Genomic DNA, 12,908 nt, shown 5'->3' on the forward strand with positions numbered 1-12,908 from the left:
ACCGCTCCTTGCGCACACCGTGCGCCAGCGCACGGTGCGTTTTTGTCGCGCACCGCCTCGCAGGCAATGTGCTGCGTCACAGAACGTAAATTCTCTTTCCATACGTTTTCACACGCGCATTTTCAGAAATTGGCCGAAAAGTGTGGATGGCCACGCAATTTTCAGGTGAATTGTCGCCATCGGTGTCCGCTTTTGTCGTTTCATGATCACCAGCAGGCCAAAAACAGCATCAATCGGTTCTCTTGTTGCGTCTGCTCGCTCTGCCTAGTTTGACTTGCCCGCGTCCGCGGACATCCCCCGACCACATGGAGAGTCACTGGTGAAGAACGTTTTTCTCGCATCGTTTGCAGCAGGTACGTTGGCCGTTGTTGGCGTGCTCGGTTCGGCGCAGGCACAGTCCGTGCGCGGACCGGTCCCGTTGACCATCGAACTGGCACCGGTCGCCGATCAGGCCGGGCGACACCAGGGCAAGATCGCAGTGACCGTCACCAATAACGGCAGCCAGATCGCCCGCGTACCGACATACCAGCTGCCGCTGCAATCGCTGGACAACGGCATCCTGGAAGTGAGCCGCGATGGCGCGCCGGTGACCTATACCGGACGCCTGGTCAAGCGCGGCCTGCCCAAGGCGGCCGACTTCACCATCCTCAAGCCGGGCCAGACCGTGCAGGGCGTGGTCGACCTGGCTGCCGCCTACGACCTGTCCACCAGCGGCAACTACACCATCCGGGTCAGCTCGCCGCTGCAGTACGCCTCGCTGGCCGATGGCAGCCTGCTGAAGACCGCCGATGGCAAGACCGCGGTGGCCGGCAGCGCGCCATTGACGGTGTGGCTGGACGGCGTCAACCGCGGCGTGCAGCGCCGGATGGCGATCGGTCCCACCGCCGTGGTCAACGGCGTCAATTACCTGAACTGCAGCACCACCCGCACCAGCCAGGCCGGCAGCGCGGTCACGGCGGCCCGCGCCTACTCGCAGAACGCGCGCAACTACCTCAATGCCGGCAGCACCGGCGCGCGCTACACCACCTGGTTCGGCGCCTACAACGCCTCGCGCTACAGCCGGGTTAGCTCGAACTTCGTCAACATCGACAACGCGCTGGACCAGAACAACGGCCAGATCACCATCAACTGCGATTGCACCGACAGCGCCTACGCGTACGTCTACGCCAATGCGCCGTACGAGATCTACGTCTGCAACGCGTTCTGGAGCGCGCCGACCCAGGGCACCGACTCCAAGGCCGGTACGCTGGTGCACGAGATGAGCCACTTCACCGCGGTGGCCGGCACCCAGGACCGCGTGTATGGCCAGTCCGGTGCGCGCAACCTGGCGATCAGCAACCCGGCCCAGGCGATCACCAATGCCGACAGCCACGAGTACTTCGCCGAGAACACCCCGGCGCAGAACTGATCGCGGCATCGCCTGAAACGACACAGGCCCGGCATCGCTGCCGGGCCTGTGGCATTGCCATTGCGCCGGATTACTTGATCAGGCGCAGCGTGAACGGATAACGGTAATGCTCGCCGTTGTTGGCCTTGACCGCGGCCAGGATGCAGAACACCAGATTGGCGATCCATACCAGCGTCGGCACGAAGAACAGGATGCCGAACGACACGATGGTCAGGATCACCGCAGCCACATAGGCAATGATCACGGTGATCTGGAAATTCAATGCTTCCTTGGCCTGGTCGGTGGCGAACGGCTTGGACGGGCTGGCGTCCTTGCTGACCAGCCAGATCACCAGTGCGCCGATGAAGGACGTCAGGATGCCGAGCAGATGCGCGGCCAGTGCCAGGGTGCGCTCCTCCGACGGCGTGCTGCTGCCGATCGGCGGCGGCGGCGGTGCGGCGTGTGACTCGAATTCGCTCATCATGTCTCCCCATGCATGGTTGTGGTGCGGCGGACTATAGCAACGATTCAGCCAGCCACCAGTGCGGGAAGACATGGTCTCTGCGGCGCATGCCGGCTGCCGCCAGGCACGGCGGCAAGACGCGCGCGCGCCGGGTGAGGGGCGCAGCAGCCTGGTCAGCCGCGCTCAGCTGTCGCCTGCCACCGTCATGCGGTTGAGCAACACCGAACCGATCTTGACGTGCGAGCGCGGATCGACGTCGTTGCCGACCGCTTCGATGCCGGCGAACATCTCGCGCAGATTACCGGCGATGGTCAGCCCGTCGACGGGATAGGCGATCGCGCCGTTCTCGATCCAGAAGCCACCGGCGCCGCGCGAATAGTCGCCGGTCACCGGATTGACCCCGTTGCCCATCAGCTCGGTGACCAGCAGGCCGCGCGACATGCCGGCGATCATCGACGCCAGATCGCCGGCATTGGCGGTGACCTGCAGGTTGTGCACGCCGCCGGCATTGGCGGTGGTCTGCAGGCCCAGCTTGCGCGCCGAGTAGCTGCCCAGCACATAGCGCTGCAGCACGCCGTCGCTGATCAATGCCGAACGCCGGGTCGCCACGCCTTCGCCGTCGAAGGCGGCCGAGCGCAGGCCGCGCCGCAGGTGCGGCAGCTCTTCGATATTGAACCAGTCCGGGAACAGCTTGCTGCCGACACTGTCGAGCAGGAAGCTGGCGCGGCGATACAGCGCGCCGCCGGAGACCGCGCCGAGCAGGTGCCCGACCAGCGAGCGCGCCACTTCCGGCGCAAACAGCACCGGCAGCTGGCCGGTCGGCAGCGAGCGTGGCTGCAGCCGCGCCAGGGTGCGTTCGGCGGCGTGGCGGCCGATCGCTTCCGGCGCCTCCAGGTCTTCGCGCGCCAGCGCGCTGCTGTACCAGCCATCGCGCTGCATGCCGTCGCCCTGGCCGGCGATCAAGGCGCAGCTGATCGAATGATGGGTGCCGCGCTCGCGGCCGACGAAGCCATGCGAGTTGGCGTAGACCGACAGGCTCAGCCCGGTGCTGGCCGAGGCGCCATCGGAGTTGCTGATCCGCGCGTCGGCATCGCGTCCGGCGCTCTCGCAGGCCAGCGCCAGGTCGACTGCGGTGTCGGCGTCCAGCGCCCAGGGGTGCCAGCTGTCCAGCTCGGGGAAGTCGCGCGCCATCAGCTCCGGGTCGGCCAGGCCGGCGGCAACGTCGTCTTCGGTGTAGCGGGCGATCGCGCAGGCCTGCGCGACGGTCGATTCCAGGCTGGAATCCTGCAGATCGGCAGTGCTGGCGCTGCCCTTGCGCTTGCCGAAGTACACGGTGACCGCGATGCCGCGGTCGCGGGTGGATTCCACCGTCTCCACATCGCCCAGGCGCACATTGACGTCCAGGCCGCGCTCTTCGCTGCAGCTCACTTCGGCCTGGGTGGCGCCGGCCGCACGCGCGCGCTCAAGCAGGCGCTGGGCGATGTCGGTGAGCGCGTCCAGGCGCTGCAGGCTGTCGTCGTGGACAGGTGTTTCGGAGGAGAGTGCGTTCAATGCTTTATCCTAGTCTCATGGTGCGAGTGACCTGATTGCGGGTCCTTCCGCAAGAGCCCGGCGATCCATGGCCGGGCTTGTCTGATGATGAATAACTTCTTGTTCTGGATGGATTGCAATGCGCGGACGCGATGAAGAAACCGGTGAATTCCGCGGCGCCAGCCGTAGCCAGCAGCGGCGCGAGGCGCTGGAAATTTTCGACCTGGGCGAAAAGCTGGTGGCGCTGACCCCGGCGCAGCTGGCCAAGTTGCCGGTGCCCGAATCGCTGATCCCGCATATCGAAGAGAGCAAGCGCATCACCTCGCATATCGCGCACAAGCGGCAACTGGCGTTTCTGGCCAAGCACATGCGCCGCGAGGACGACGAAACGCTGGCCGCGATCCGCGATGCGCTGGATGCCAACAGCGACACGGCGCGCCGCGAAGTGGCCGCGATCCACCGCGTCGAGCGCTGGCGCGAACGCCTGCTCGCCGAAGGCGACGTGGCGCTGGCCGAACTGCTGGAAGCCTACCCGGCGGCAGACCGCCAGCAACTGCGTCAACTGGTGCGCAACGCCATCCACGAGCGCGCCAAGAACAAGCCGCCGCGTGCCTACCGCGAGCTGTTCCAGGTATTGCGCGAGTTGTCTCAGGAGCAGGGAGTGGGGAGTGGGGATTCGGGATTGGAAGACAGCGAACCGGCGGCGGAAAGCGACGAATGAGGGCCTGACCGGTCCATCCACCCCCGCAACGGCCATCCCGGCCGTTGCCAATCCCGAATCCCGGCTCCCGGATCCATCCAAGCGGAACCCGCCACGCCCCGCGTATCCCGCTGTTGCGAATCCCCAATCCCGAATCCCGAATCCCCGCATCTCAGGCCTGCGTTCCGCCAACGGTGATGCCGTCGATCAATAGCGACGGCTGGCCGACGCCGACCGGCACGCTCTGCCCGTCCTTGCCGCACACGCCCACGCCTTCGTCCAGCGCCAGGTCATTGCCGATCATGCGCACCTTCTGCATGGTCTCCGGGCCGTTGCCGATCAGCGTGGCGCCCTTCACCGGCGCGGTGACCTTGCCGTCTTCGATCAGGTAGGCCTCGGTGGCCGAGAACACGTACTTGCCGCTGGTGATGTCGACCTGGCCGCCACCGAAGTTGACCGCGTAGATGCCCTTTTTCACCGAGCGGATCATCTCCTGCGGATCGTGCTCGCCGGCGCGCATGTAGGTGTTGGTCATGCGTGGCATGGTCAGGTGCGCGAACGATTCGCGACGGCCGTTGCCGGTCGGCGCCACGCCCATCAGGCGCGCGTTGTGGGTGTCCTGCATGTAGCCGACCAGCACGCCGTCCTCGATCAGCGTGGTGCACTGGGTGGACGTACCTTCGTCGTCGATATTGAGCGAGCCGCGCCGGCCGTCCAGGGTGCCGTCATCGACGATGGTCACGCCCGGCGAAGCCACGCGCTCGCCGATGCGGCCGGCGTAGACGCTGGTGCCCTTGCGATTGAAGTCGCCTTCCAGGCCATGCCCCACCGCCTCGTGCAGCAGCACGCCGGGCCAGCCCGGGCCGAGTACCACCGGCATCACGCCGGCCGGCGCGGGAATCGCCTCCAGGTTGACCAGCGCCTGGCGCAGCGCTTCGCGGGCGAAGCCTTCCGGGCGGCCGTCGGCGAACAGGTCGGCATAGCCGTAACGGCCGCCGCCGCCGGAGTAGCCGGACTCGCGGCGTCCGTTGTGCTCGACGATCACCTGCACGTTCAAGCGCACCAGCGGGCGCACGTCGGCGGCCAGCACGCCGTCGCTGCGCGCGATCAGCACCGTGTCCACACCGCCGGACAGGCTCACCATCACCTGCTTGACGCGCGGGTCGGCCGCGCGCACGTACTGGTCGATACGCCGCAACAACTCGACCTTGGTCGCGCTGTCCATGTCGTCGATCGGGTCGGTGGCCGGGTACAGCGCGCGGCCATTGCCACGCACCAGTGAACGGGTGGATTGCGCACCCCCCTCGCGCGAGATCGCGCGCGCCGATTGCGCCGCCTCAAGCAGGGCGTCGCGCTGGATATCGTCGGAATAGGCGAAGCCGGTCTTCTCCCCGGCAATCGCGCGCACGCCCACGCCTTGTTCGATGGAATGCGCACCGTCCTTGACGATGCCGTCTTCCACGCTCCAGCTCTCGCGTCGCGAATGCTGGAAGTACAGGTCGCCGAAGTCGATGCCCGGGCCCAGCAGGGCGCCGAAGGTTCGGTCGAGATGGCCGGTGTCCAGGCCGGAAGGAAGCAGCAGCCGGGTTTCGGCCAGAGTGAGAGCGTTATCGGTCATGCAGTCAGGATGGGGCCCGCGCGCCGGGGAGACAAGTCGTCCGGCTGAACATGCCGCGCGGCTATCATCGCGGGCCCATCGCCACGCCGACGCCCGCGCATGAAGCTCATTGCCCACGTCCTGGATGGCCATACGCTGGACATCCGCCCCGCCCCGCACGAGCGCGACTGGATGGACGCCACCGACCAGCGCTATGCCTACCGCTGCCTGCCGCTGGCGATCGCCAATGCGCATGGCTGGGAGCTGCTGTGCCAGGCCGGGTTCGAGGCCAGCTGGGACGGCCGCGATGGCCTGGACGCGATCCGGATCAGTGCCGACGCAGGCACCGCGGCACCGGCGATCAGCCATTTCGGCTACGGCGTGCTGACCTTCCACGTGCCCTGCCTGTTTCGTACCGATACCGGCATGGATCTGTTCGTCACCGGGCCGTTGAACCGGCCCAAGGACGGCATCGGCGCGCTGAGCGGGCTGGTCGAAACCGACTGGAGCCCGTACACCTTCACCATGAACTGGAAGTTCACCCGGCCCGGGCAGGTGCGCTTTGCGGCCGGCGAGCCGTTCTGCCATCTGTTCCCGCTGCCGCGCCAGCTGATCGAGCAGGTGCAGCCGCAGTGGAAACCCTTGTCCGAGGCGCCGCAACTGGCGCAGCAGCATGCCGACTGGACTCAGAGCCGCACGCAGTTTCTGGAGGAACTGCCGGATGCGCAGTCGGCCGCCGCGCGCGAGAAATGGCAACGCGGCTATTTCCGTGGCGTCGCCGGTGCCGATCAGGCGCCGGTGCAGGGCCACCGTTCGCGCCTGCGCCTGCCGATGTTCGTACGCGCCGACAGCGACGGCGACAGTCCGCTCGACTGAGTACATCGCTGCGTCGGCGCGCGGGACGTGCCCGCTGGCGCGCGTGCTGCGTTCGATCCACTTGCGGCAAGGCCTGAGCGCCCGCGACGACCGGCACCGACACTCGCCAGCGCGCCCGCATTCGGGCCCGTCAGCGGGGCGACCGACCGGGCGTGCCTGGTGTCGCCGTTGGCGCGCCCGTTGCAGGCGGCTTGCCGGGCACACGCTCACGCACGTCGCGTTCCACCACGTCCACCTGCGGATCCTTCCACGGCCCGGTGACGTGATAGGTCTTGGCGCCGATCGCGCCCAGCGGTTTGCCGAGCACCGCATTGGCAGCCGCGCCCACCGCCGCACCGACCGGGCCACCGGCCACCGCGCCCACCACGGTGAGCAGGTTGCCGGCCTTGGGGTTCACGTCCACGGTCTGGTCGAAGGTCTGCGCGCGCAGGTCGGTCTGCCCACGGATGGCGATGTCGGCGGCCGGGCCTTCGATGCGGATCGCATCGGTGCGCGCAAAGCCTTCGCCGAAGCGCACCTGGCCTTCCAGCTTGTTGAAGGCCAGCCCCTTGGAGAAGAAATCGCGGAAGTCGAACATCAGCCGGCGCGGCAGCTGCGCCACGCTGAGCAGGCCGAGCACGCGGCCGGCGCCGGGCTCCACCTCCAGCAGCTGGCCGTTGCGCACCTCGATCTTGAGATTGCCATCCAGCGAACCGAGCGCAAACCCGGTCGGCGAGCCCTGCCAGCCTGCGTTGAGCTCCAGCTGGCCTTCGCCGCCGCGCAGCTGGCCGCCCAGGGTGAGGTTCTGCAGCAGGTTGCCGAGATTGCGGCTGTCCACCCGCGCCGACAGCCGGGTGCTGGCGGAATCGCCCTTGCCGCGCCAGGCGCCGGTCAGGCCGATGTTCTGGTCGTTGGAGCGCAGTTGCAGCTGGTCCACCTGCATGCCGTCGGTCAACCGGCTGCTGCGCAGGGTGGCCGCGCCCAGGGTCATCTTGCCGACCTGCAGGTCGTCGATGTTCAGCGACAGCGGCGGGATCGAGACCGGGTCGAACTCGGCCACCGCACGGCGGGCCGGCTCCGGCAACGCACCGGCCAGCGGGTCGCCCGGCTCGGGCACGGCCGGTTCGGGCGGTGCGGCCACCGGCTGCCAGTGCACCGTGCTCAGCTTGCCTTGCACGGCGGCGCCATCGGCATTGGGCACGCTGAGCTGGCCGGCCAGCGACGGGCCGTCCAGGGTCACCGCCACCGCATCGCGGGTCGGCCGCAGGCGCAGGCGCGTCTGCGGAAACACGCCGCCGATCATCAGCAACCTGTCGGCCTGCACATCTACCTGCTGCAGCGGCACCGCGTCCGTCTTCGGCGTTGCCGGCTGGCCCGGCAGCGGCGGCGTGTCCGGCGCGCTGCTGCCGCGCGCCAGGCTGATCCAGTCGATCGCATCCAGCGAGGCGGTACGGCCGGTGACCACCAGGCCGTTGGCCGGCGGACGCTCGCTGACCGTGTCGGTGCCCATCACCACGCGCACGCCGGTCTGGTTGCCCTGGCTGCTGGCCTTGAGCGCGACCAGCTTGCCGAAGGCCACGTCGATGTCGCCATCGCCCACCGGCAAGGCCACCTTGACCTGCGTATCCAGCGGCTGCGTGGCCGCCTTGTCCAGCGGCGCAGGCAGATCCAGGGTGGTGCCGACCAGCTCCGAGCGCAGCGTCAGCAGCGCCTGCGGGTCCGCTTGGCCGGGGGTCGGCAGCGGTACGTCCACGCCCACCTGCCAGGGTGCGCTGCCATGCACGTAGGGACGCAGCCATTCCATCTGCGGCGCGCGATCGAACAGTTCCTTGGCGTCCAGGGTGGCGCCGAAGCGCGCCTCGAATGCCTGCGCGGGGTCCTGCACGAAGCCACCGGCGCGCAGGGACAACTCGCCGCTGCGGCCCTGGTGCTGCACGCTCAGGCGCTCGGCGGCAAAGCCGGTGTCGCGGTACTCCGCATGCCCGCTGACCTGGTCGAAGGCCAGGTTCCAGCGCGCATCGGCCAGCTTGGCGCCCTGCAGCGCGACCGTGCCCTGCAGGTGGCCGCCGGTGCCGTGGGTGCGCAGGGGACGCAGCAAATCGAAGCTCACCGCGGCCGGGCCGGACACCGCCAGATTGCGCAGGGTGTCGCCGTAGCGCTGCTCCAGCGGGCTCTTGCGCAGCATGCCCAACAGCTGCGCGGCGTCGGCCTGGGTGGTGGCGCGCACGTAGAGCTCTGACGTGGCGAAGCTGGGAATGCCGGCTTCCAGGCGCGCGATCGGCGCACCGGCCAGCGCGCCCCTGCCCTGCAGGGAAAAGCCGTTGCCGAGGAAGCGCAGGTCGGCCTGCACCTGCTCCATCGCCGGCCAGTCCGGATTGAACGGGATCACGCCGTCGCGGATCTGCCCGAACGCCTCGAAACGGCCATCGTTGCTGTCGAACGGCCAGTCGTCCAGATCGCCGCTGACCAGGCCCGTGCCGCCGGTGATCACGCCACCGGCCACCGCCGTGTCCAGCCAGTCGATGGCCGCCTTGCTCATCTTGGAGCGGATCCAGAACTTGCGCGCCACCGGCAGGGCGACATCGTCCAGTTGCGTGGCCAGCTGGATGCGCGGGCGGCTGCCATCGTTCTGGAACCAAAGCCCGCCGCGCACGTTGGCGCCGTAGTCCCTGGCCTGTACGCGCAACGCCGGCGTGGCAACCTGCCAGCCGGCACCGTCGCGCCAGCCCACGATGCTGCCGGCCAGCTGCAGCTCGTGCACCACCCCGAAACCAGCCGGCCAGTCGAAGCGCAGCGTGGCATCGGGGGCGGGATCGAGCGCAATCGCCTGCGCGTCGCCATCGATCCGGCCACGCAGGCCGCTGATGCCCGGCGCGCTGCCCACCGGCAGGAAGCCCAGCTCCTCGATCCGGCCCTGCGCCCGCACCGCGCCGCCCTGCTCGCCTGCAATCTGCAGATCGGCCAGGCGCAACTGTGGTCGGGACAGGCTCAGCCAGCGCCGCAAGCCAGGCGACAGTTGCTCGCTCAATGCCGCCGCCGCGATCAGGCCGGAAACATCGAGCTGTTTGCCCACCACTGCATAACGCCGCCCGCCGGCAACGCTCAACCCGTCCAGCCGCTGCAGCCTGGCCGCCGCGCCCAGCCGCAGCAGCGGCGCATCCAGCCGCCAACCGCCGTCGATGGTCTGCCAGCGTGCGCGCGCCTGCAGCCGCTCCCATAGCAGCGTGCGGCGCGCGGTCTCCCCGGGCAACGCCGCACCGGACAAGCGCAGCTGCCGCAGATCCGCATTCACGGTGACCGCGCTGATGCGGCGCGCGCGCAGCTGCGCCCAGGCCTGCAGGCGTCCGCCGCCGCCGTCCACGTGCATGCCGCCGAACTGCAGCAACGCCGCCCAGGCGGCCAGATCGGCCGGGTCGGCCTGCGCATACGCGCTGCCGTCGCCGCTGTCGCGGTCGAATGCGATCACCGTGGTCAGCGGTGCGCGCTGCAGGTCGATCCAGGCGTGGCTGCCGACGTTCACGGTCGAGCCGTTGACGCGCAGGCGCAGGTCGATGCGCGGCAGCGTTGTGTCCACGCCGATCGACGGCGCGGCCACCCGCAGGCGTGCTTCGGCCACCTGGATCTCGCCGAGGCGACGCAGCGCTTCCAACGGGTCCGAACGCCGCCCGGCCGGCAAGCCCTGCACCGACCACACGCCATCGTCGCTACGTTGCAGCGTCAGCGCCAGACCGCGCAGACGCACCTCGGTCAGCGAGTGGCCCGGCAACAGGCCGGCATACATCGCCAGCAGGATTTCGGCCTGGCCGACCCGCACCTCGCCATGCGGGCCGATCCGCAGGCCTTCCAGCCGCAGCAGCGGACCGCGCCGGGTCCATTCGGTCTGCAGGCGATCAAAGCCGATCGGCTGGCCGGCGCGCTGGCTCAGCCACGCGGCGATCTGCTGCGGCCGCTGCTCGGCCAACGGCAAGGCCTGGCTGGCCGCACCCACCAGCAACGCGATCGCCACCAGCGCAAGCGCAGTGGCGGTGATCGCATAGCGGCGAAACAGACGGAGACGGCGGCGCAGCGGGGTGGGCATCAGGGGCGGGGATTGGGTATTGGAGATTGGGGATTGGTTAAAGCAAAGCCGCGCACGGTGCCGTCAAGCGCCATTATCGGAGCAAGCCACGCTACCAGAGCCGGCTTTGACCAATCCCGATTCCCGACTCCCCATTCCCGGCCTCACAGCAGCACCACATCGAACTGCTCCTGCAGATACTGGTCGTCGGACTGGAAGCGGATGCTCTTGCCGAGGAATTCCTCCAGCTCGGCCACCGCGGCCGACTCTTCGTCGGTGATGCGGGCGACCACCTTCGACGAGGCGATCACCAGCAGCCGCGCGGCATCGAACTGGCGTACCGCGCGGGTGATCTCGCGAAAGATCTCGTAGGTCACCGTCTCGGCGGTCTTGATGGTGCCGCGCCCGCTGCACTGGCCGCAGGTTTCCGACAGCTGCCGTTCCAGGCTCTCGACGGTGCGCTTGCGGGTCATCTCGACCAGGCCCAGCGGCGAGAATTCGTACACGGTGGTCTTGGCATGATCGCGCGCCAGCGCCTTTTCCAGCGTGCGCAGCACCTGGCGGCGATGCTCGGCATCGTCCATGTCGATGAAGTCGATGATGATGATCCCGCCCAGGTTGCGCAGCCGCAGCTGCCGCGCCACCGCCTGCGCGGCTTCCAGGTTGGTGCGGAACACGGTTTCCTCGAGATTGCGCTGGCCGACGAACGAACCGGTGTTGACGTCGATGGTGGTCATCGCCTCGGTCTGGTCGATCACCAGATAACCGCCGGACTTCAGCGGTACCTGCTTGTTCAACGCGCGCCCGATCTCGTCCTCGACCCCGTACAGGTCGAAGATCGGCCGGTCGCCGGTGTACAGCTCCAGCCGCTCGGCCAGCACCGGCATGTACTTGGCCACGAAGGCCTGCAGCTGCACGAAGGTCTCGTTGGAGTCGACCTTGACCTTTTCCACGTCGCGGCGGATCAGGTCGCGCACCGCACGCAACGGCAGGCTCAGGTCTTCGTAGATGATGCTGCACGGCGGTGCTTCGCGGCCGCGTCGTTCGACCACGTTCCAGACCCGCGACAGGTAGGCGATGTCCTCGGCCAGCGCCTCGGCCGGCTGCCCTTCGGCATTGGTGCGGATGATGTAGCCGAAGCCGCCGTGCTGGGCCGAAACCTCGCTGACGATGGTCTTCAGGCGCAGCCGCTCGGCCTCGTCCTCGATCCGCGCCGACACCCCGACGATCTTGGACTGCGGCAGCAGTACCAGATAGCGCGAGGGGATGCTGATCTGGGTGGTCAGCCGCGCGCCCTTGGTGCCGATCGGGTCCTTGACCACCTGCACCACGATGTCCTGGCCGTCGCGCAGCAGTTCCACGATCGGCACCGAGGCCGCCGGCGGTGGCGGGATCGGCGTTTCCTCGGTATCGACCACGCTGGCCGGCGCCGGCGCCGGACGCACCACGTCGTTGGCATGCAGGAACGCGGCGCGCTCCAGCCCCAGCTCGACAAAGGCCGCCTGCATGCCCGGCATCACCCGCTGCACCTTGCCCTTGTAGATGTTGCCGACCACGCCCCGGCGCCAGCCGCGCTCGATATGCAGCTCCTGCAGCATGCCGTTCTCGATCACCGCGACGCGGGTTTCGCGCGGGGTGACGTTGACCAGGATCTCTTCCGACATCAATGCGCTCCGAGGGCTGTGAGCAACTGCGAGGTGTGAAACAGCGGCAATCCCATCACGCCGGAATAGCTGCCGGACAGATGGCTGATGAAACGTTCGGCGCGGCCCTGAATCGCATACGCGCCGGCCTTGCCCATCGGCTCGCCGCACGCCACATAGGCGGCGATCTGCGCGGCATCGAGTGGCGCGAAGGTCACCTCCGACACCACCAGGGCCTGCACCGGCGCGCGTTGTGCGCAGACTAGAACCACGGCCGTGAGTACCTGGTGGGTACGCCCGGACAGCAGGCTCAGCATGGCGATCGCGTCGTCCACATCGGCCGGCTTGCCGAACACCCGCTCGCCCAGCACCACTTCGGTATCGGAGCCGAGCACGATCGCAGCGGGGTCGCCGGCCTGCACCTGCGCCAGGCCGGCACGCGCCTTGTCCAGCGCAACGCGCTGCACGTACTGCGCAGGCGATTCGTCGGGCGCGCGCAGTTCGGGCACGTCCAGTTGCAGGGTCTGGAAAGGCACATCCAAGCGTTGCAGCAGTTCTTGTCGGCGCGGCGACCGGGAGGCGAGATAGAGCATCCGTCCAGCATACCTGTTGCTCCTCCTCGCCCGCTTGCCGATCCGGGCGGCAGTGGTCGCGTTCGACTCACAACATGTTCATC

9 protein-coding genes are annotated in these 12,908 nt (G+C 68.4%); 3 read left to right on the top strand and 6 right to left on the bottom strand.

Annotated elements, in window-relative coordinates; genetic code table 11:
- Nucleotides 1–319 precede the first annotated feature (319 nt).
- A complete protein-coding gene (locus EO141_RS09420) occupies nucleotides 320–1,408 on the top strand; it encodes a M35 family metallo-endopeptidase (protein WP_104648046.1) in 1,089 nt (362 codons plus the stop codon).
- Nucleotides 1,409–1,478: 70 nt separating this feature from the next.
- Here the strand turns inward: EO141_RS09420 and EO141_RS09425 are convergent, their stop codons facing one another.
- Nucleotides 1,479–1,943, bottom strand: a complete 465-nt coding sequence (locus EO141_RS09425) for a DUF4870 domain-containing protein (RefSeq protein WP_164739140.1) — start codon at nucleotides 1,941–1,943, stop codon at nucleotides 1,479–1,481.
- Between the two features lie 90 nt (nucleotides 1,944–2,033).
- Nucleotides 2,034–3,401: a metalloprotease PmbA gene (gene pmbA, locus EO141_RS09430; protein ID WP_119128500.1), complete on the bottom strand. Its 1,368-nt coding sequence runs from the start codon at nucleotides 3,399–3,401 to the stop codon at nucleotides 2,034–2,036.
- Between the two features lie 118 nt (nucleotides 3,402–3,519).
- On the opposite strand from pmbA, the gene yjgA reads away from it, so the two are divergent.
- Complete coding sequence (gene yjgA, locus EO141_RS09435; RefSeq protein WP_127169043.1) at nucleotides 3,520–4,101, top strand: ribosome biogenesis factor YjgA; 582 nt, start codon at nucleotides 3,520–3,522, stop codon at nucleotides 4,099–4,101.
- Nucleotides 4,102–4,252: 151 nt separating this feature from the next.
- On the opposite strand, the gene tldD is transcribed toward yjgA, so the two are convergent.
- Entirely contained in the window at nucleotides 4,253–5,698 is a 1,446-nt protein-coding gene (gene tldD, locus EO141_RS09440; protein ID WP_127169044.1) for a metalloprotease TldD, read from the bottom strand.
- Nucleotides 5,699–5,797: 99 nt separating this feature from the next.
- Here tldD and EO141_RS09445 point away from each other — a divergent pair, with 99 nt between their 5' ends.
- Nucleotides 5,798–6,553 (top strand): DUF6065 family protein, encoded by a 756-nt coding sequence (locus tag EO141_RS09445; RefSeq protein ID WP_127169045.1) that lies wholly within the window; start codon nucleotides 5,798–5,800, stop codon nucleotides 6,551–6,553.
- Nucleotides 6,554–6,683: 130 nt separating this feature from the next.
- Here the strand turns inward: EO141_RS09445 and EO141_RS09450 are convergent, their stop codons facing one another.
- The 3 genes from EO141_RS09450 to EO141_RS09460 form a co-directional block, all read right to left on the bottom strand.
- On the bottom strand, nucleotides 6,684–10,610 hold the full coding sequence (locus tag EO141_RS09450) for a YhdP family protein (protein ID WP_127169046.1): 3,927 nt from the start codon (nucleotides 10,608–10,610) through the stop codon (nucleotides 6,684–6,686).
- 143 nt (nucleotides 10,611–10,753) lie between these two features.
- Nucleotides 10,754–12,253 carry a ribonuclease G gene (gene rng, locus EO141_RS09455; protein WP_104534149.1) on the bottom strand — a complete coding sequence of 500 codons (1,500 nt, stop codon included), beginning with the start codon at nucleotides 12,251–12,253 and terminating at the stop codon, nucleotides 10,754–10,756.
- Complete coding sequence (locus EO141_RS09460) at nucleotides 12,253–12,825, bottom strand: Maf-like protein (RefSeq protein WP_127169047.1); 573 nt, start codon at nucleotides 12,823–12,825, stop codon at nucleotides 12,253–12,255. The genes rng and EO141_RS09460 overlap by 1 nt, the downstream gene beginning before the upstream one ends.
- Nucleotides 12,826–12,908 lie beyond the last annotated feature (83 nt).

It is taken from the genome of Xanthomonas sp. BRIP62415 (genome assembly GCF_003993515.1).
In the GTDB taxonomy this organism is placed as follows: Bacteria; Pseudomonadota; Gammaproteobacteria; order Xanthomonadales; family Xanthomonadaceae; genus Xanthomonas; species Xanthomonas euroxanthea.

Excerpts from the sequence above, each read along its gene's own strand:
- EO141_RS09425 (WP_164739140.1), bottom strand. The coding sequence starts at position 1,943 with ATGTCTTCCCGCACTGGTGGCTGGCTGAATCGTTGCTATAGTCCGCCG.
- yjgA (WP_127169043.1), top strand. The coding sequence starts at position 3,520 with ATGCGCGGACGCGATGAAGAAACCGGTGAATTCCGCGGCGCCAGCCGT.
- tldD (WP_127169044.1), bottom strand. The coding sequence starts at position 5,698 with ATGACCGATAACGCTCTCACTCTGGCCGAAACCCGGCTGCTGCTTCCT.
- EO141_RS09445 (WP_127169045.1), top strand. The coding sequence starts at position 5,798 with ATGAAGCTCATTGCCCACGTCCTGGATGGCCATACGCTGGACATCCGC.
- EO141_RS09450 (WP_127169046.1), bottom strand. The coding sequence starts at position 10,610 with ATGCCCACCCCGCTGCGCCGCCGTCTCCGTCTGTTTCGCCGCTATGCG.
- rng (WP_104534149.1), bottom strand. The coding sequence starts at position 12,253 with ATGTCGGAAGAGATCCTGGTCAACGTCACCCCGCGCGAAACCCGCGTC.
- EO141_RS09460 (WP_127169047.1), bottom strand. The coding sequence starts at position 12,825 with ATGCTCTATCTCGCCTCCCGGTCGCCGCGCCGACAAGAACTGCTGCAA.